This is a genomic window from Candidatus Planktophila lacus (assembly GCF_002288385.1).
GTDB classification, from domain to species: domain Bacteria; phylum Actinomycetota; class Actinomycetes; order Nanopelagicales; family Nanopelagicaceae; genus Planktophila; species Planktophila lacus_D.
On record NZ_CP016783.1, the window covers coordinates 619,366 to 638,612 of the forward strand.

21 protein-coding genes are annotated in these 19,247 nt (G+C 48.6%); 16 read left to right on the top strand and 5 right to left on the bottom strand.

Annotation, left to right across the window (positions count from 1 at the left end; genetic code table 11):
- Window positions 1-77 precede the first annotated feature (77 nt).
- From gap to A1sIIB60_RS03105, 5 genes are all read left to right on the top strand, one after another.
- Window positions 78-1,076: a type I glyceraldehyde-3-phosphate dehydrogenase gene (gene gap / locus A1sIIB60_RS03085; protein WP_095689084.1), complete on the top strand. Its 999-nt coding sequence runs from the start codon at window positions 78-80 to the stop codon at window positions 1,074-1,076.
- A 16-nt stretch (window positions 1,077-1,092) separates the two neighbouring features.
- Window positions 1,093-2,277, top strand: coding sequence for a phosphoglycerate kinase (locus A1sIIB60_RS03090; protein ID WP_095689085.1), 1,185 nt, complete (start codon window positions 1,093-1,095; stop codon window positions 2,275-2,277).
- Between the two features lie 50 nt (window positions 2,278-2,327).
- Window positions 2,328-3,107, top strand: coding sequence for a triose-phosphate isomerase (gene tpiA, locus A1sIIB60_RS03095; RefSeq protein WP_095689086.1), 780 nt, complete (start codon window positions 2,328-2,330; stop codon window positions 3,105-3,107).
- Window positions 3,108-3,171: 64 nt separating this feature from the next.
- Window positions 3,172-3,402: a preprotein translocase subunit SecG gene (gene secG, locus A1sIIB60_RS03100; RefSeq protein ID WP_095671045.1), complete on the top strand. Its 231-nt coding sequence runs from the start codon at window positions 3,172-3,174 to the stop codon at window positions 3,400-3,402.
- A 4-nt stretch (window positions 3,403-3,406) separates the two neighbouring features.
- Window positions 3,407-3,745, top strand: a complete 339-nt coding sequence (locus A1sIIB60_RS03105; RefSeq protein ID WP_095689087.1) for an RNA polymerase-binding protein RbpA — start codon at window positions 3,407-3,409, stop codon at window positions 3,743-3,745.
- Between the two features lie 19 nt (window positions 3,746-3,764).
- Here A1sIIB60_RS03105 and A1sIIB60_RS03110 read toward each other — a convergent pair whose 3' ends face one another.
- From A1sIIB60_RS03110 to A1sIIB60_RS03120, 3 genes are read right to left on the bottom strand one after another with little or no spacing between them, the layout of a single operon-like run.
- Complete coding sequence (locus A1sIIB60_RS03110; RefSeq protein ID WP_095689088.1) at window positions 3,765-5,300, bottom strand: hypothetical protein; 1,536 nt, start codon at window positions 5,298-5,300, stop codon at window positions 3,765-3,767.
- Window positions 5,301-5,306: 6 nt separating this feature from the next.
- On the bottom strand, window positions 5,307-7,355 hold the full coding sequence (gene tkt / locus A1sIIB60_RS03115; RefSeq protein WP_095689089.1) for a transketolase: 2,049 nt from the start codon (window positions 7,353-7,355) through the stop codon (window positions 5,307-5,309).
- 32 nt (window positions 7,356-7,387) lie between these two features.
- Complete coding sequence (locus tag A1sIIB60_RS03120; RefSeq protein WP_095689090.1) at window positions 7,388-8,248, bottom strand: COX15/CtaA family protein; 861 nt, start codon at window positions 8,246-8,248, stop codon at window positions 7,388-7,390.
- A gap of 90 nt (window positions 8,249-8,338) precedes the next feature.
- Here A1sIIB60_RS03120 and A1sIIB60_RS03125 point away from each other — a divergent pair, with 90 nt between their 5' ends.
- Genes A1sIIB60_RS03125 through A1sIIB60_RS03165 form a run of 9 tightly spaced genes read left to right on the top strand, consistent with a single transcriptional unit; the run spans window position 8,339 to window position 16,606 of the window.
- On the top strand, window positions 8,339-9,073 hold the full coding sequence (locus A1sIIB60_RS03125) for a helix-turn-helix transcriptional regulator (RefSeq protein ID WP_223298727.1): 735 nt from the start codon (window positions 8,339-8,341) through the stop codon (window positions 9,071-9,073).
- Window positions 9,070-10,479, top strand: coding sequence for a Fe-S cluster assembly protein SufB (gene sufB / locus A1sIIB60_RS03130; protein WP_095689091.1), 1,410 nt, complete (start codon window positions 9,070-9,072; stop codon window positions 10,477-10,479). Before A1sIIB60_RS03125 ends, sufB begins: the two co-directional genes overlap by 4 nt.
- Window positions 10,479-11,570, top strand: coding sequence for a Fe-S cluster assembly protein SufD (sufD, locus tag A1sIIB60_RS03135; protein WP_095689092.1), 1,092 nt, complete (start codon window positions 10,479-10,481; stop codon window positions 11,568-11,570). The genes sufB and sufD overlap by 1 nt, the downstream gene beginning before the upstream one ends.
- Complete coding sequence (locus tag A1sIIB60_RS03140; RefSeq protein ID WP_095689093.1) at window positions 11,571-11,867, top strand: non-heme iron oxygenase ferredoxin subunit; 297 nt, start codon at window positions 11,571-11,573, stop codon at window positions 11,865-11,867.
- A 12-nt stretch (window positions 11,868-11,879) separates the two neighbouring features.
- On the top strand, window positions 11,880-12,632 hold the full coding sequence (gene sufC / locus A1sIIB60_RS03145) for a Fe-S cluster assembly ATPase SufC (RefSeq protein WP_095689094.1): 753 nt from the start codon (window positions 11,880-11,882) through the stop codon (window positions 12,630-12,632).
- A 20-nt stretch (window positions 12,633-12,652) separates the two neighbouring features.
- Window positions 12,653-13,897 carry a cysteine desulfurase gene (locus A1sIIB60_RS03150; RefSeq protein ID WP_095689095.1) on the top strand — a complete coding sequence of 415 codons (1,245 nt, stop codon included), beginning with the start codon at window positions 12,653-12,655 and terminating at the stop codon, window positions 13,895-13,897.
- A complete protein-coding gene (gene sufU / locus A1sIIB60_RS03155) occupies window positions 13,897-14,337 on the top strand; it encodes a Fe-S cluster assembly sulfur transfer protein SufU (RefSeq protein WP_095689096.1) in 441 nt (146 codons plus the stop codon). The genes A1sIIB60_RS03150 and sufU overlap by 1 nt, the downstream gene beginning before the upstream one ends.
- 39 nt (window positions 14,338-14,376) lie before the next feature.
- Window positions 14,377-14,688, top strand: a complete 312-nt coding sequence (locus A1sIIB60_RS03160; RefSeq protein ID WP_095689097.1) for a metal-sulfur cluster assembly factor — start codon at window positions 14,377-14,379, stop codon at window positions 14,686-14,688.
- Window positions 14,689-14,737: 49 nt separating this feature from the next.
- On the top strand, window positions 14,738-16,606 hold the full coding sequence (locus A1sIIB60_RS03165; protein ID WP_095689098.1) for an ABC transporter ATP-binding protein: 1,869 nt from the start codon (window positions 14,738-14,740) through the stop codon (window positions 16,604-16,606).
- Here the strand turns inward: A1sIIB60_RS03165 and A1sIIB60_RS03170 are convergent.
- On the bottom strand, window positions 16,547-17,293 hold the full coding sequence (locus tag A1sIIB60_RS03170; RefSeq protein ID WP_095689099.1) for an SURF1 family protein: 747 nt from the start codon (window positions 17,291-17,293) through the stop codon (window positions 16,547-16,549). The two genes, A1sIIB60_RS03165 and A1sIIB60_RS03170, sit on opposite strands and share 60 nt — an antisense overlap.
- Before the next feature lie 39 nt (window positions 17,294-17,332).
- Window positions 17,333-17,626 (bottom strand): DUF3099 domain-containing protein, encoded by a 294-nt coding sequence (locus A1sIIB60_RS03175; RefSeq protein ID WP_095671059.1) that lies wholly within the window; start codon window positions 17,624-17,626, stop codon window positions 17,333-17,335.
- Window positions 17,627-17,708: 82 nt separating this feature from the next.
- On the opposite strand from A1sIIB60_RS03175, the gene fabG reads away from it, so the two are divergent.
- Together fabG and fabI are read left to right on the top strand one after the other, a co-directional pair.
- Window positions 17,709-18,425 (top strand): 3-oxoacyl-ACP reductase FabG, encoded by a 717-nt coding sequence (gene fabG, locus A1sIIB60_RS03180; RefSeq protein WP_095689100.1) that lies wholly within the window; start codon window positions 17,709-17,711, stop codon window positions 18,423-18,425.
- Window positions 18,426-19,193: an enoyl-ACP reductase FabI gene (fabI, locus tag A1sIIB60_RS03185; RefSeq protein ID WP_095689101.1), complete on the top strand. Its 768-nt coding sequence runs from the start codon at window positions 18,426-18,428 to the stop codon at window positions 19,191-19,193.
- Window positions 19,194-19,247: the final 54 nt, after the last annotated feature.

The following is a 19,247-nucleotide window of genomic DNA, read 5'->3' on the forward strand; positions in this document are numbered from 1 at the left end:
ATTGCCGTACACCCAATTGGCGTAACTTTTAATGAGTACCCAGCGGGTCCTGACACTTTCTAGAGCGAGGTTTTCACGTGATTAATGTTGGAATTAATGGATTTGGACGTATCGGTCGTAACTTCTTCCGCGCAGCGCTAACCAACCCAAATATCAATATCGTAGGTATCAACGACCTAACCGATAACGCTACTTTGGCCCACCTCCTCAAGTACGACTCAATCTTGGGTCGCCTAGGACTTGAAGTAACCCACACAGAAGACACGATCACTGTTGGTGGCAAGACAATCAAAGTTTTCGCAGATCGCGATCCAGCAAATCTTCCATGGGCATCAGTTAAGGCAGATATCGTCATCGAATCTACCGGCCACTTCACAAAGGCAGCCGACGCCAAGAAGCACATCACTGCAGGCGCCAAGAAGGTAATCATCTCTGCACCAGCGACAGATGAAGACATCACAATCGTTATGGGCGTAAACCACGACAAGTACGACCCAGCAAACCACAACGTTATTTCAAATGCTTCATGTACAACTAACTGCCTTGCTCCAATGGCCAAGGTTTTGCAGGATAACTGGGGCATCGTTAAAGGCTTGATGACAACAATTCACGCCTACACAAACGATCAGGTAATCCTTGATTTCCCACATAAAGATCTTCGCCGCTCACGTGCAGCAGCGACAAATATGATCCCAACCTCAACGGGGGCAGCAAAGGCGATCTCTTTGGTCATGCCAGAGCTAAAGGGCAAGCTTGATGGTTACGCAATGCGCGTTCCAGTCCCAACAGGTTCAGCAACAGATCTAACAGTTGAACTTGCTAAGGAAGCAACTGCGGCAGAGATCAACGCTGCAATGAAGGCTGCTTCAAATGGGGCACTTAAGGGTTTCCTTACCTACACCGAAGATCCGATCGTCTCTTCAGATATCGTCACCGATCCTTCATCTTGTATCTTCGATTCTGGCCTAACCAAGGTAATCGGAAACCAAGTTAAAGTCGTCGGTTGGTATGACAACGAATGGGGTTACTCAAACCGCCTAGTTGATCTTGTCGGCCTCGTCGGCAAATCTCTCTAACCATTACCTGTAATTAATGTCGCTTCAAAACTTTGATGTAGCCGGCAAGCGAGTATTCCTTCGCTGCGATCTCAATGTTCCGTTGAAAAACGGCGAGATCACAGATGATGGACGCATCCGCGCCTCGCTGCCGACTATCAAAACTCTCATCGCAAACGGTGCCAGCATCGTTATCGCAGCGCACCTCGGTCGCCCGAAAGGTGAGGCCAAACCAGAACTTTCACTAGCACCTGTTGCAAAGCGTTTATCTGAATTACTTGGCGCACCAGTGCAATTTGCTGGAGCTGTCACTGGAAGCGATGTAACTTCTAAGGCAGCAGCGCTCAAGGCAGGCGAGATCTTGTTGCTGGAAAATATTCGCTTCTCCGCTGCTGAAACTTCTAAGGATGAGACTGAGCGCCAAGTTCTTGCCAAAGAGTTAGCAGCACTTGCTGATGCATACGTTGGCGATGGTTTCGGTGCAGTCCACCGCAAACATGCATCTGTTTTCGATCTTCCTAAGTTGTTGCCACACGTTGCTGGCACGCTTGTGGCCGCAGAAGTTGAAGTGTTAAAGAAGTTAACCCAAAACCCAGAACGCCCTTACGGTGTAGTACTTGGGGGAGCAAAGGTTTCAGACAAGATCGGTGTTATCTCTAACTTGCTCGGCAAGGTAGATGTCATGGCGATCGGTGGCGGAATGGTCTTTACCTTCCTCGCTGCACAAGGAAGAGAGATCGGCACATCTCTAGTTGAAACCGATCTGATCGAAACTGTTAAGGGTTTGATCAAGCAGGCTGCAGATTCTGGTGTGAAGTTGGTACTTCCAACAGATATCTTGGTAGCACCAGCCTTTGCATTTGATGCACCTGCAACTTTGGTTAGCGCCGATGCAATTCCCGCAGATCAGATGGGTCTAGATATTGGTCCAGATTCAGCGGCAGCCTTTGCGACAGCGATTCGTTCTTGTAAAACTCTTTTCTGGAACGGGCCGATGGGCGTATTCGAATTTCCAGCATTTGCTAGCGGTACTAAGGTTGTGGCACAGGCGCTTACTGAGGTTTCTGGCATCTCCGTAGTCGGTGGTGGAGACTCTGCCGCTGCGGTACGCGCACTTGGTTTCGCAGATTCAGCCTTCGGATATATTTCTACCGGCGGTGGCGCATCGCTTGAATACCTAGAAGGCAAAGAACTTCCAGGTTTAACTGCTCTAGGTCTATAAGTAATTGGTCTGTAATTTTTCATCACAATCTAAGTTAGAAGGAGTAAAAAATGCGTAAGCCACTTATGGCAGGTAACTGGAAGATGAACCTCAATCACCTTGAGGCGATCGCGGTTGCACAGAAGCTTGTCTACTCACTCTCTGATAAGGATTATGACGCAGTTGATATCGCGATCATCCCCCCATTTACCGATATTCGTTCGATTCAAACAATGGTTGATGGTGACCGACTTCGCTTGCTATACGGTGCGCAAGATGTATCACCAGAAAGCAGTGGAGCATTTACTGGAGATATTTCTGGTTCAATGCTGGCAAAGCTCGGCTGCACCTTTGCCGTCATCGGCCACTCAGAGCGCCGCGCAATCCATCACGAAGATGATGCGCTTATCAACCGCAAGATCAAAGCGGCGCTAGCAAACGAGCTAACTCCTATCTTCTGCGTAGGTGAAGAACTTTCTATCCGCGAATCTGGTGCACATGTATCTCATGTAATCCGACAAGTTCGCGCAGGGCTTGAAGGATTTACCAAGCCAGAACTTAAGAAAATTGTTATCGCCTACGAACCAGTTTGGGCGATCGGTACCGGAAAGACGGCAACTCCTGAAGATGCGCAAGAAGTATGCGCTGCGATCCGGGAAGAGATCCAAAGCATCGGTTCCCCTGAGATCGCTGCAAATATGCGCATTCTCTACGGCGGATCAGTTAAATCATCTAACGTTGTCGAAATCATGAAGCAGGTCGATGTTGATGGCGCCCTAATCGGGGGAGCGAGCCTAGATCCTGAGGAATTGGCCAAGATCGCCAAGTTCTACTCGGTGGAAGGCGCCTAATCTCGCACTTCGATCTAGTATCCTTAGGCTCTATCTCCATCCACAAATTGAGGAGTTTTACACCGTGGCTCTAGCTCTATCTATCTTGCTTGTTATTACAAGCATCTTGATGATCCTGCTCGTTCTCCTTCACAAAGGAAAAGGTTCAGGCCTCTCCGATCTATTTGGCGGCGGAATGTCATCAAACTACGGCGGTTCATCTGTTGTAGAACGTAACCTCGATCGCATCACAATCGTTGTTGGCGGTATCTGGTTCGGCGGCGTTGTCGCACTCAGTCTTGTTTTGAAGGGTTAATTCCATGGCAAGTGCAATTCGCGGAAGCCGTGTCGGCGCTGGCCCAATGGGCGAAGCTGAACGCGGAGATCAGATTGAACGCGCCACAGTTTCATACTGGTGTGGCAATGGACATGAAGTTCGCCCATCATTTGCAGTTGAAGAGACTGTAGTAATTCCAGCCGAATGGGATTGCCCTAAGTGCGGTCTTCCTGCAGGTCGCGATCGCAACAATCCACCAAAGGCAGTTGTAAATATTCCTTACAAGACCCACTTAGCTTATGTAAAAGAGCGTCGCACAGATACTGAAGGCGCAAAGATTCTTGAAGAAGCGCTTCGTAAACTCCGTGGAGATGACGATTAATTAAAAGTAGTAAAAGTTTTTAGAGAGCTTTAGCGGCTCTCAAGATCTGGTCGATACCCGCGCTACGTTCTGTACAATGCAGACGAAGCAGCGGGTATTTTCTTGTCGCTAAAGCGCGGTTATCACCGAGGGCCTGCGCCATTAGCAAAGTACGGAAATCAAAGGCGCGACCTGGAACTGGATAGTTATTCACTGTCTCACCAGTTATCTGTAAGAACGATCCGTTCTGTTGTCCACCCTTATGGAATTGCCCGGTGGAGTGCAAGAATCGTGGACCCCACCCAAAGCTAACTGGACGTCCAGATTTCTGAGATAGAACCGCGCGAAGTTCAGTGAGTTTGCTATTTCCTGCGCGATCCAAATAAGCAGTGATTGCGATGTAACCGTCAGCGTCGGTATTTGCGATGAGATTCTTTAAAGCTGCAACTAAGGTATTTCCATCGCCAAAGATCTCAACGTCATCTTCGCTGTTGGTGGTGGTAATCACGGGAAGTGAGTTATTCCATTCCGCAAGTACCGCAGAAGTTGCTTCCTTCGCCTCAGTCACATTGGGTTGATTGAAGGGATCAATTTCAAGCGCTGCACCAAGCAGAGCAGTTACCCATTCCCAGAATAAGAAATGCTCACCAAGTTCTGCTTCAACTGTTAGATCTGCACCAGGTGCAAAGGCAACAGCGAAGGCACCGCCCATCGCCGCCTCTTTAAAATCTTCAGTGGCAATTGGCAGACGCCCTTGCTCTTCCTTACCTGTTGACTCAGCGATAAGTTGTTCGATCCAATCAGAAAGTCCAGGAAAGTTTGAACCTCTATCTGTGAAACCTAAAAATTGTTTGGCTTGAGTTAGTAGCAAATAAGCGACATCTAGAACTACTTCTGGATTGGTTTTCATGAGTTCGCGGCAGTCACTTGCTTGATCAAGGAGCACTGAGGCATCAACGCCCATCAGCGCTGCAGGAGTTAGCCCAAAAGCGGTGAGCGCGCTAAAGCGTCCGCCTACATTTGGATCAGCGTTGATAACTGTAAATCCAGCTTTACGTACATCCTGATCTAGCGGTGAACCAGGATCGGTTACAAAGACCATATGTTCAGTGGGATTTAACCCTGCATCACCTAAATACTTTTCAAAGAAGGCGCGCTGTGAAGAAGTTTCAATGGTGGATCCTGATTTCGAAGCAACCAGGACAAGCATCCTGCTGGAATCGCCTTGCAGCGCACGATGCAGATAATCCGGATCCGTTGAATCCAAGATAAAAACTTTCTTCTTATAGGTCTGTGCGATTACCTCGGGGGCAAGTGACGAGCCACCCATGCCACAGAGAACCAAATTAGTTTTATCGCGAAATTTAGCAGCGAGAGCATCGAGCAAGGGGAGTAGCTCGCGTGAACTTTGATCTAGGTCAACCCAATTCAGACGGATCGCAGCCTCTGCACTTGCTGCCTGGCCCCAGGTATTTGCATCTTTGGCAGCGATACGAGGATGTGCTTTGGCCAACGCCAAGTATTTAGGATCGTTACGATCAATCTTGGATAGAGATGGTCCGCTTAATTTGATCATCGTTCTTTACTTCAGAGCGTTCTGGATTTTTGCGGCAATTACATCTGGGTCGAATCCAAATTCAGTAAAGAGCTTTCCAGCAGATGCTGAAGCCCCAAAGTGTTCTAGCGATATGGCGATGCCTGAATCACCGATGTAATCGCGCCATCCTTGGGCGATTCCAGCCTCGATGCTTACGCGCAACTTGGCGGTTTTGGGAATTACTTGGCCTTGGTATGCAGAATCGGTTTCTTTAAACCATTCCAGACAAGGAGCGCTCACTACACGCGTGGAGACCCCTTGGCCTTCAAGAATCTCTTGTGTTGCAATTGCGACACCAACTTCAGAACCAGTTGCGATTAGAACAACATCGGCTGAGCCAGAGGCTTCTTTCAAAATGTAGGCGCCTTTACCAACAAGTGCGACATCGCCATGTGTTGCGCGATCAACTACCGGCAAATTCTGGCGAGAAAGCAATAAACCTGCAGGCTTGCGGCGTTGCAGAATTACCTTCCATGCCTCGCGAACTTCGTTGGCATCGCCTGGACGCACCACATCAAAGTTAGGAATCGCACGTAGCGCTGCCAAATGTTCAACCGGTTGATGCGTTGGACCATCTTCGCCCAAACCAATTGAGTCATGGCTCCAGATAAAGATAGATGCAATATTCATGATTGCCGCTAAGCGAACTGCTGGACGCATGTAATCGCTAAAGACGGCAAATGTTCCACCGAAGCAACGCGATAAGCCGTGCAGAGCAACCCCGTTTAGAATCGATCCCATCGCATGTTCACGAATGCCAAAGTGAATCATGCGTCCGTAAGGGTTTGCATTCGCCATTGCACTCGAAGCAGGAAGGAAAGAACCCGCGCTATTGATAACGGTGTTATTGCTTCCTGCCAGATCTGCAGAACCGCCCCAAAATTCTGGAAGCACCTTTGCAATAGCGGCAATTACATCACCTGAAGCTTTTCGTGTTGCTACATCTTTTCCTGGTGCAAAGACTGGAAGCTCTTTATCCCAGCCGGCAGGAAGTCCTTTAGATAACAGTCGCTCAAGCAGTGCAGCACGATCGGAGTTAGCCGACTTCCAAGTTGCGAAGTTCTTATCCCAATCTGCGCGTAGCGCAGCACCACGTTCCTTTATTTTGCGAACATGTGCGATCACATCTGCTGGTGCAGCAAAACTTTCTTCCGGATTTAACCCGAGAAGCACTTTTGTTGCGGCAATCTCTTCGGCGCCAAGGGCAGAACCATGAGATTCGGCGGTGTTTCTAGCCTTAGGTGCGGGCCAAGCAATGACAGAGTTCATGCGAATCAAAGTTGGCTTTAGAGTTTCTTTCTCAGCGGCGACCATTGCCGCATCCAAAGCTAAAAGATCAACATCTCCATCGGACTTCGTAGCAACTTCAATAACTTTCCAACCATAGGCTCGGTAACGCGCTGATACATCTTCAGTAAAGGCAACATGGGTATCGCCTTCAATCGAGATGCGATTATCGTCATAGATCATCTTTAAATTGCCGAGCTCTTGTGTGCCGGCGAGTGAAGATGCTTCACCGCTCACACCTTCTTGTAAATCTCCATCTGAACAGATGACCCAAATGTTGTGATCGAAGATTGACTTTCCGACAGGCGCATCTGGATCTAGTAAACCGCGCTCATAACGCGCAGCCATAGCCATTCCAACAGCAGTTGCAACACCCGCTCCTAACGGTCCAGTCGTCATTTCAACGCCAGCGGTGTGACCGTATTCAGGGTGACCCGGTGTAAGTGAGTTCCAAGTTCTAAATGATTTCAGATCATCTAACTCAACGCCGTAGCCGCTGAAGTAAAGTTGAATGTAAAGAGTTAGTGAAGAATGGCCGCAAGAAAGAACAAAGCGATCGCGCCCCAACCAATTTGGGTCAGCAGGATCATGGGTTAAATGGTTTTGAAATAGGTTGTAGGCAACTGGAGCAAGTGACATCGCGGTACCGGGATGTCCGTGGCCCGCCTTTTGAACTGAATCCATAGCGAGTGCACGGGCAATGACCACAGCGCGATCATCTAATTCAGTCCATTTCTTCATAGCCATCCTTTATTCATATTTTTCATCTACTTATTGAACTATTGAATTACCAAAGTCTTTGTAACGGTAATGCGGATTCGCCACGCTGCGATCCAAACAAGGGTTGCTCCGAGAAGATGAGCAGCCACAAGTATTTCAGGTATCCCAGTGAAGTATTGGATATATCCAATCGCGCCTTGGGCGAGGGCGATCGTTGTGAAAACTGCAATTCTCCGAACTAGCTCTTTATCGCTTCGAACCAGAATGAAGAAGGCTGCAGTTAGACCCAGCAGCGCAATGACCGCATCGGCATGCAGCCATGCAACAACGCGAATATCGAATCCAAAGCGCTGTGCCTTCTCATCTCCTGCATGTGGACCAGATCCGGTCACGATTGTACCGAGAATAATCACCGCGAAAGTTAATCCGATATGTAAGAGTGAGATTCGCTTTGTTAATTTATCTAGATCTGTGCGCGGGCGAGCTGAATACTCTCGTCTCGAGTAAAGCGATGCCGCGCCAGCGATCAGAATTATCGATAGCAAAAGATGGCCAGCCACTGGTAGCGGATGTAAATCGGTGAGAACAGTTATTCCACCTAGTACGCCTTGGCCAAGAATTCCAAGGAGTTGGCCGATAGCCAGCGAGCGCAGATCGCGACGACGTTTATAGAGAACATGAATCAGAACTGCTAGTGACACTGCAACGAGTGCAAAGGTTAATAAACGATTTCCAAACTCGATCCAAGCATGTAACTGACCTTCTGCTTGATGAGGAACCGGCGTATATGAACCAGGTGTGCATTCTGGCCAAGTTGGGCAGCCCAGGCCTGATCCCGTAATTCGCACTGCGCCACCGGTTAAGACCAAACCAGCTTGTAAAGTTAGTAGCGCGCCGTAGAGGAATCTGCGCAGCTTCATAGCCTTAGCCTAAGACCGCGCGAGGAAAGAGGCGGTCAAAGTCACGCCGTAGAAGTGGCGAGATGGCATGAATTAAGACACAATAGTGTTGTGAAAATCAAGGAACGTCCGAGCGCCGTGGTGGGAGATGATCCGCGTACCCGCGATGCCGTCGCCCGCTCAATCCTTGAAAATGGACCGTCAACCGCTGTTGCCTTGGGCGAGCGCTTAGGTCTTACTCCAGCGGGAATTCGCCGCCACTTAGATCTCCTTGTCGCAGATGGAATTCTCGAAGCGCGTGATCCACGAGTTGCACCATCACGCGGGCGTGGTCGACCATCCAAAGTTTTCGTGATGACAGATAACGGACGCGAGAAGTTCGAACATTCTTACGATGATTTAGCGGTAGCTGCCTTGAAATTTATGTCTGCACAATCTGGTGAGCATCTCGTTAGCGCTTTTGCACAATCACGTGCCGATGACATGGTTCGCAAAGCTGCCGGAACTATGGCAAAGAGCGAAGATAAAGTTACGGCGCTCGCTGAGTTCTTAACCGAACAAGGTTATGCCGCAAGTGTTGGCCCTCGTGGGACAGGTGAAGAACTTTGTCAGCATCATTGCCCGATTGCGCACGTCGCCGCAGAGTTTCCCCAACTATGTGAAGCCGAGACAGAGGCGCTTTCAAATCTGCTCGGAACTCACGTACAACGTTTAGCCACGATCGCCCATGGCGATGGTGTTTGCACTACTTACATCCCTCAACTTAACAAGCAAGTTATAAAGCAAGATATAAAGCAAAACCTAAAACGAAGCACTCAAGCAACAGCCGGAAAGGCGCAAAAATGACAACAGCACATCCAGAGCTCGAAGGTCTTGGAAACTACGAATACGGTTGGTCAGATGGCAACGATGCTGGCGCAAACTCAAAACGTGGTATTAACGAAGATGTTGTTCGCGATATCTCTTCCAAGAAGGACGAACCACAATGGATGCTAGATCTACGCCTTAAGGGCTTGTCACTCTTTGAAAAGAAGCCAATGCCTTCATGGGGTTCAGACCTTTCCGGAATCTTCTTCGACACCATCAAATACTTCGTCCGCTCAACCGAGAAGCAGGCGGCAACTTGGGATGATCTACCTGAAGAAATCAAGAACACTTACGATCGCTTGGGTATCCCAGAAGCAGAAAAGCAACGCTTAGTCTCTGGCGTGGCAGCGCAGTACGAATCAGAAGTTGTTTATCACTCAATCCGTGAAGATCTAGAAGCACAAGGCGTGATCTTCCTTGATACCGATAGCGGGCTAAAGCAGCACCCAGAACTCTTCAAAGAGTATTTCGGTTCAGTAATTCCAGTTGGCGATAATAAGTTTGCAGCACTGAACACTTCTGTATGGTCTGGTGGTTCATTCATCTATGTACCAAAGGGAGTTCACGTAGACATTCCTTTGCAGGCATATTTCCGCATCAACACCGAAAACATGGGTCAGTTTGAGCGCACCTTGATCATTGCCGATGAAGATTCATACATCCACTATGTAGAAGGATGCACAGCGCCAATCTATAAATCAGATTCTCTACACTCAGCTGTAGTTGAGATCATCGTAAAGAAGGGTGCACGCGTTCGTTACACCACGATTCAAAACTGGTCTAACAACGTTTACAACCTCGTAACCAAGCGCGCTACCTGCGCTGAAGGTGCAACGATGGAATGGGTCGATGGAAATATTGGCTCTAAGGTAACCATGAAGTACCCAGCAGTTATGTTGATGGGTCCTCATGCCAAGGGTGAAACACTCTCCCTTGCATTTGCGGGAGCCGGACAACATCAAGATTCTGGTGCAAAGATGGTGCACGCAGCTCCTTACACATCTTCATCCGTAATCTCTAAATCTGTTGCACGTGGCGGCGGTCGTACTTCCTACCGTGGTCTCGTACAGGTTCAAGAAGGCGCACATCACTCAAAGAGCACCGTAAAGTGCGATGCGCTCTTGGTTGACACAATTTCACGTTCTGACACATACCCATATGTCGATATCCGCGAAGACGATGTTTCAATGGGACACGAAGCAACAGTTTCGAAGATCAGTGATGATCAACTCTTCTACCTAATGTCACGTGGACTTACTGAAGATGAGGCTATGGCGATGATCGTTCGTGGCTTTATCGAACCAATCGCTCGCGAACTTCCTATGGAGTATGCACTTGAGTTAAACCGACTAATCGAACTTCAGATGGAAGGTGCTGTCGGTTAATGTCAACACTTACCACTAACTACTTAACGCCGACCGGGCGTGAAGAAGCCTGGCGCTTTACCCCGCTAAAGCGTTTAGGTGGACTTCATGATGGCACTGCAGTAATTGCAGATCGCAAATCACTTTCACTTAAAGGTGCTGCAGCAGATGGCGTGAGCTTCGAAAGAATCTCGCGCGAACTGGCTGCACCCCTAACGGAAAGCGATGATGCCGTCGTTGGACGTATCCGCGAAAACGCAGCAGATGTCGCCGTTCTAACCATCAAGGCGAATACTGAAGTTGCGGCTCCTATCTTCTTAAATCGCAGCTCTGGCGCAACAGATTCTGCTGAACTTTCACGAGTTCAGATCCGCATCGAAAACCACGCCAAGGCAACAGTGATTATCGAGAACTCAGGCGACACTCATCTGGCAGAAGATCTAGAAATCTCAGTTGCACCTGGTGCCAACCTGACTCTAGTTTCACTTCAAGAGTGGGATGGAAAGACTATTCATGCTGGACGCCACCATGCAATTGTCGATCGTGATGCAACTTTTAAATCAATCGTTGTAACCGTTGGCGGTTCACTGGTTCGCTTACTTCCAACAGTTGACTTCATCGCACCTGGCGCATCTTGCGAGCTATTAGGCGTTTACTTTGCAACATCTGGTCAGTTCTTCGAACACCGTATGTTTGTTGATCACAAAGTTCCTAACGCAAAATCTCGCGTTAACTACAAGGGTGCACTTGCTGGGGATGGAGCGCATACCGTCTGGATCGGCGATGTATTTATCCGCGCTGCGGCAGAGGGCACTGATACCTACGAGCTCAACCGCAATCTCTTGCTCTCTGATGGAGCGCGCGCAGACTCGGTTCCAAACTTAGAGATCGAAACTGGCGAGATCGTTGGCGCAGGACATGCCAGCACAACTGGTCGCTTTGATGACGAACAACTCTTCTACTTGATGTCACGAGGGATTAACGCGGCTGATGCACGTCGCTTAGTTGTTCGCGGTTTCTTCAATGAGATCGTCTCTGAAATCGGCGTTGAAGAGACTCAAGAGCGCCTTATGGATCGTATCGATGGCGAACTTGCTAAGGCTGGTTCATAAATGAGCGATCTAAAACTTAGTGATCTAACTACAGGCAAGCCCGTCAAGATCGAGAAAGACGGGCGCACAATCTGCGTTGCACGTGTTGGCGATGAAGTCTTCGCCGTTGATGACACTTGCTCGCACTCAGATGCCTCTCTGTCGGAAGGTGATGTCACAGATTTCAAGATCGAATGCTGGTTGCACGGCGCAGAGTTCGATCTACGTACCGGTGAAGCGTTAACTCCGCCAGCAGTTGCACCACTAAAGACTTATTCAGTAAGCGTTGACGGAGACTCCGTCACGGTAGATGCGTAGCGAGGAAAGTTGATGAGCACTCTAGAAATCCGCGGACTTAAAGTCTCTGTTGAAACCGAAAGCGGTTCAGTAGAAATTCTCAAAGGCGTAGACCTTACTATTAAATCAGGTGAAACCCACGCGATCATGGGACCAAACGGTTCAGGTAAATCAACGCTTGCCTACTCAATTGCGGGGCATCCTAAGTACACAATCACCAGTGGCACAGTCACGTTAGATGGTGCAGATGTTCTTGAGATGACCGTCGATGAGCGGGCTAAGGCCGGTCTTTTCTTGGCGATGCAATATCCAGTAGAAGTTCCTGGCGTATCTGTCTCTAACTTCCTGCGCACTGCAGCAACTGCACTACGCGGTGAAGCGCCTAAGTTACGTACTTGGGTCGGCGAAGTTAAAGGCGCGATGGAAGCGTTAAGCATGGATCCATCATTTGCACAACGCAATGTCAACGAAGGTTTCTCTGGCGGAGAGAAGAAGCGCCACGAAATTATGCAGCTAGAACTACTCAAGCCAAAGATGGCGATTCTCGATGAGACAGATTCAGGCCTAGACGTTGATGCACTTCGCATCGTCTCTGAGGGCGTCAACCGCGCGAAGGCTGCCAATGATCTGGGCGTTCTATTGATCACGCACTACACCCGAATCCTGCGCTACATCAAGCCTGATTTCGTTCACGTATTCGCCAACGGCAAGATCGTTGAACAAGGTGGACCAGAACTTGCAGATAAGCTCGAAGCAAATGGCTACGCGGAGTATGTAACTGCGTAATTTCGCAATTACTTATATACATGTCATTTGATGCAGTCGCTATCCGCGCGGATTTTCCGATCTTTGATCGCAAGATCCGCGATGGAAAGCGTCTGGTCTATCTAGATAGCGGTGCAACAAGCCAGAAACCGAACGTTGTTATCGATGCGGAGAGCAATTTCTACCGCTTACATAACGCTGCCGCTCATCGCGGTGCTCACCAGTTAGCTGAAGAAGCTACTGAAGGTATTGAGTCTGCACGGCGGATTGTTGCTGACTTCCTTGGTGGGAAAGAAGATGAGATCGTCTTCACGAAAAGTTCAACGGAGGCGCTCAACCTCTTGGCCTATTCGATCGGCGCTGCACCTGTTGGAAATAAGTTCCATCTAAAAGCTGGTGATGAGATCGTGATTTCCGAGATGGAACATCACGCCAATTTGATTCCTTGGCAACAACTAGCAGCGCGCACAGGTGCGGTTCTTAAATGGTTTGAGGTAACTCCTGAGGGACGCTTAGATCTCTCAAATATCGATTCTGTGATTACGACGAAGACCAAGATTGTTGCGCTAACTCACCAATCAAATGTTCTCGGAACTATTGTTCCATTGGATGATCTGGTAAAGCGCACCCACGATGTAGGCGCCGTTTTCATCCTCGATGCTTGTCAATCAGTGCCGCATATGCCAGTTAACGTGGCAGATCTAGATATCGATTTCTTAGCCTTCTCTGGCCATAAAGCAGTTGGACCAACTGGAGTTGGAGTTCTCTGGGGAAGAGCGAAGTTGCTAGATGAACTTCCGCCATTCCTATTTGGCGGATCGATGATCGAGTCAGTGACTATGACTGAAGCAACTTGGGCACCAGCACCTCGTAAATTTGAACCAGGCGTTCCAAATATGGCGCAGATTGTTGGTTTAGGGGTCGCACTCAAGTACTTAACAAAGATTGGAATGGGTGCGATCCATAAACATGAAATCGAACTCACTAAATATGCGCTAGATGCAATGTCTGGTATTGATTCACTTCGTATTCTCGGCCCTCTAAATACGGATATGCGTGGGGGAGCGGTTTCCTTCACACTCGGTGAAATTCATCCGCATGACTTAGGACAATTTTTAGATGATGCGGGAATCGCAGTTCGCACGGGACATCACTGCGCCTGGCCGCTAACTCGCAAGATGAACGTTGCCGCTACAACCCGTGCAAGTTTCTATCTCTACAACACCACCGAAGATATCGATCAACTTTGTCAATCGATCCTTGCTGCGCAGAAATACTTTGGCTAATGCAACTCGATAACCTTTATCAAGAAGTGATCCTTGATCACTACAAGAACCCGCAGAACAAGAAGCTATCAGCGACTTACGACGCACAGGTTCACCACGTAAACCCTTCATGTGGCGATGAGATCGATCTAAATATCACCGTTAAAGATGGTGCAGTGGCAGCAATCACTTGGGATGGCGTTGGTTGTTCGATCTCTCAAGCCAGCGTCTCGGTTCTCACAGACCTGCTAATCGGTAAGAGCATTTCAGATGCTTACCGAATATTTGATGAGTTTGTCGCTCTAATGCAGAGTAAAGGTGCGGTGACTGGAGATGAAGATCTCCTGGAAGATGCAGTCGCCTTTGCTGGCGTCTCTAAATATCCCGCACGAATCAAATGTGCCCTGTTGGGCTGGATGGCATTTAAAGATGCCAGCGTTCAAGCCCAATCCAAGGGCTAGTAAGATCTAACCAGAGCAATCTACAAAATGGAGAAAATAATGGCTGCAACAGTTGATGATGTAACAGAGGCGATGAAGGATGTCGTCGATCCCGAGCTCGGAATCAATGTTGTGGATCTTGGCCTTATCTACGATGTAATGGTCGACGATAACAATATCGCCGTACTAAATATGACTCTGACATCTGCGGCTTGTCCATTGCAGGATGTAATCGAAGATCAAACTCGTCAAGCACTCGCACCTCATACTACGGATGTAAAGATCAACTGGGTATGGATGCCGCCTTGGGGTCCAGATAAGATTTCAGATGATGGGCGCGAACAACTACGTGCGCTTGGTTTTACCGTCTAACCTAAATTAGCGTTAGCGATCTAGCAAGTTATTTGATCGGAAGCTTTTTATGTCAATGCATGCTGGCTGGATGGCGCTTCGCACTTTAAGTTCTGATCAATCTGTAAAAAACGCCAAGTTAAAGCCCGGCACGTTAAAGCGAATATTTGCCTATGCGATCCCATACAAATCGGTCTTTGCGCTCTTTCTAATCTGTTTAATTGCCGACGCGGTTCTAACCGTGGCCACCCCGCTTCTGCTTCGCGAACTTATCGATAACGGAGTAATTCCCAAAGATCGCTCAGTCGTAACAACTATGGCGATAGCGGTTGCGCTCCTTGCTATCGCCAGCGCTCTGGTAAATATCGTCGTACGTTGGATTTCAGCGAAGATCGGCGAAGGTCTTATCTATGATCTTCGCTCTCAAGTCTTTCGCCATGTTCAAGAGCAGTCGATCGCATTCTTTACGCGCACTCAGACTGGTGCGTTAATTTCCCGAATTAACTCCGATGTTATTGGAGCCCAACGCGCATTTACATCCACATTTTCCGGAATCATCAGCAATGTTCTGACCCTGGTCTTGGTAGTTGGAACTATGTTGGCGCTTAGTTGGCAGATCACCGTAGCCTCGCTTCTCCTGCTGCCAATTTTCTTAGCTCCAACAAAGTGGATCGGTTCGCGCTTACAGGGCTACACCCGAGATTCATTCGAAGTAAATGCCCAAATGTCATCGACGATGACCGAACGTTTCAACGTATCCGGGGCGCTCTTGGTAAAGCTTTATGGTGATCTGAATCAGGAATCAAAAGAGTTTAAGACCAAAGCACGTAAAGTCGCCGATATCGGTATCTCAATGGCGATGCTCAACACCTTCTTCTTCATTGCGTTGATAAGTATTGCTGCTCTTGCCACTGCAATTGCTTATGGCATCGGCGGACATCTAGCGATTGATGGTTCGATAACCGTTGGAAGTTTGATTGCAATAACCACTTTGCTCGCTCGGCTTTACGGTCCACTGGTTGCTCTGGCCACAGTGCGCGTGGATGTTATGGGCGCACTGGTCTCTTTCGAGCGAGTCTTTGAAGTCTTAGATCTCGAGCCAATGGTTAAAGAGATTGCAGCACCGAAGAAGCTGGAAAGTAAGACTCCCGCAATTACTTTTAGCGAAGTGCGCTTTACCTATCCGAAAGCACAAGAGATCTCTCTTGCCTCCCTTGAAGCCGCTTCTCTACCTGAGGTAAAGGACTCTGAAGAGATTCTCAAAGGAATCTCATTTGAAGTAAGACCTGGAACGGTAACAGCGCTAGTTGGTCCGTCGGGTGCAGGTAAGACAACTATCAGCGCGCTACTTCCAAGACTTTACGATGTTACAGGTGGCTCTATTTCGATTGATGGTGAAGATATCCGTAACTTCACCCTTAATTCACTTCGTGGATCTATTGGTGTTGTTATGCAAGATTCACATCTTTTCCACGCAACAATTACCGAAAATCTAAGATATGCAAAGAGCGATGCCACACTCGATGAGATGAAGGTCGCTTGTGAAGCAGCGCAGATTTGGGATCTAGTCTCATCTCTTCCAAACGGATTAGAAACTATGGTTGGAGAGCGCGGCCACCGTTTATCAGGCGGCGAAAAACAACGTTTGGCAATTGCGCGGTTACTGTTGAAATCTCCAAGCATCGTAATTCTGGATGAAGCAACCGCTCACCTTGATTCTGAAAATGAAGAGTTAGTTCAAAAGGCGCTAGCGCAAGCGTTATATGGACGCACCAGTATTGTGATTGCGCATCGCTTGAGCACCGTCATGGGCGCAGATCAGATAATCGTTCTTGAAAATGGATCCATCGCCGAACACGGAAAACATGAGGAGCTAGTGCTAACTGGTGGGCTCTATTCCGAGCTCTTTGCTCGTCAAGATTTGACCACGCCTAATTAAGATTCTGCCGTAGATAATTAGCCCGGCGAAGAAGATCCATTGCAGCGAGTAAGCAATATGTGGCCCATCGCTTAGTTCAGGCACTTGCGCAGGCACAGCTGGAGTTAGTGATGGTTGCGAACCGCTCAGTAAATCTAAGTAGAAACCTTCGGATGTCGAATCTGATTGGGCATTTAACTTCGAGATCATTCCTGCGCCACTTGCAGGAAGTGCGAAGAAAGCGCCTTGTGGAAGTGATCTATCTAAGCGCAGTCGTGCAGTTAGAGAAACTGCACCGGTCGGGGCAGTAGAGACAACTGGTGCGGTAGCTGCATCCTTGCCAGCTTTTACCCATCCACGATCAACCCAGAAAGACCGGCCATCGCTTGCGGTAAATCTAGTTAGTACCTCATAGCCATAGACGCCTTCAAAGTATCGATTCTTAAGCAGAATTTGATTGGTTGAATCGAAAGAACCTTCTACCGTAACCGTGCGCCACTCGTACTTTACAAAATTATCTTTTATCTCATTCAATTCGACTGGAGTAAGAGTTAACTGCGCCTCAATACCTTGGTTACGATCTTGGCGATCTATACCGCGCTGAAACTGCCACTGACTGGCCCAGAGACATCCCAAGATTAGTAATAGCGCGAGAAGATGCTTTAGAAAAGTATTAGATTCCTTCTCTGAAGAGCGCTCACTAGACATGTATTGAGTCTAGCCAATCGATAATTCTAGAAAGATTATTTACTCTAGGGATTTCGCTTTATCTGAAACCAAGCCAGAGCCCGGCGCAAAAGACTCACGACCAGCATTTGCGATGACTACTGCAAAATATGGAAGCGTTACTGCGCCTAGGAGTGCAAACCAGCGATAAGGACTAGGCAGAATCACCGTCAGAATGAAGCAAAAGGTACGGATCATCATTGAATAGAAGTAGCGACGTTGACGTCCTGCTTGATCACGAGTCAGTGATGCAGGAGCGGCGGTGATGTCATAAACCGCAGGAGCCTTACTTGCTGACTTGCGTCGGATCGCCATAGCCCAAGAGTAAGGCGCATCTCCGTGGCGCGCCCGCCGAAAACGGCAAGTTACGCGTAAGTAGCAGGGTAAGTTTTGTCATATGTCCGAGGAATCAAAAGCAATCGCTCTGGTCACCGGCGGAAATCGCGGTATTGGATTAGCGATCGCGCAATCACTTCAAGAAGATGGCCATCACGTAGTAGTCACCTATCGCAGTGGCAGCGCACCAGCAGGATTTAGCGCAGTGCAGATGGATGTGACTTCCTCCGAAAGCGTTGATGCCGCCTTTGCTGAAATTGAGTCGCAATGGGGGTTTCCTGAAATTATCGTTGCCAACGCTGGCATAACTAAAGATGGTTTGGTTATGCGAATGTCAGATGAAGATTTTGAGAGCGTTATCAACGCCAATTTAACTGGCGCCTTCCGCGTAGCAAGACGAGCGACCAAGGGTCTGCTTAAGTTAAAGCGCGGACGACTTATCTTTATTGGCTCAGTAGTCGGGGGAGTCGGAGCCGCTGGCCAGGTTAACTATTCGGCAAGTAAATCCGGTCTGCTTGGCATGGCTCGTTCTTTTGCACGCGAACTTGGTTCCCGCGGTATTACCGCAAATGTGATCGCTCCAGGATTTGTCGAAACAGATATGACTGCAGCCCTTGATGAGAAACGACGTACTGAAATCGCCGCTTCTGTGCCGCTCGGTCGTTTCTGCTCCGCAGATGAGATCGCAAAAGTTGTTAGCTTTGTGGCATCACCTGCAAGTGGTTACATCACAGGCGCTTTGATTCCAGTAGATGGTGGATTAGGAATGGGACATTAAATGGGAATTCTTCAAGGTAAAAATATTCTGGTTACTGGCGTATTAACAGATGGCTCGATCGCTTTCCATATTGCCAAGATTGCGCAGGAACAAGGCGCCAACGTACTGCTCTCTTCTTACGGTCGCGTAATGAGTTTGACTACTCGTATTTCAGGTCGCTTGCCGCAACCAGCTCCAGTCATTGAGCTCGACGTTACAAATCAAGAGCATCTCGATGCTCTTGCCGGTCGTGTCAAAGAACATTTCCCACATCTTGATGGCGTAGTACATTCAATTGGTTTCGCACCTGAAGCAGCGCTTGGTGGAAATTTCTTAAATACCGCTTGGGAAGATGTCGCAACTGCCGTACATGTTTCTGCGTATTCACTTAAATCTCTAACAATGGCGGCACGTCCACTGTTCAACGGTGGCGGCTCTGTTGTTGGACTGGATTTCGATGCCACTGTTGCCTGGCCAAAGTACGACTGGATGGGCGTTGCAAAGGCAGCGCTTGAGTCGACATCTCGTTACTTAGCCCGCGATTTAGGCGCTGAAAATATTCGCGTTAACTTGGTTGCAGCAGGTCCGATTCGCACCATGGCTGCAAAGTCGATCCCGGGCTTTGATGAATTTGAAAAGGTCTGGAATGAACGCTCTCCACTGGAATGGGATGTAACTGACCCAGTTCCTGCCGCCCAGGCTGTCGTGGCTCTACTTTCTGACTGGTTCCCGAAAACAACGGGCGAAATCGTGCATGTAGACGGCGGTTTGCACGCGATGGGCGCTTAAAGGTAAAGTACGCCTCAGACCAGTGGCTTTGGCTACTGCAAGAGGAGCTCACCG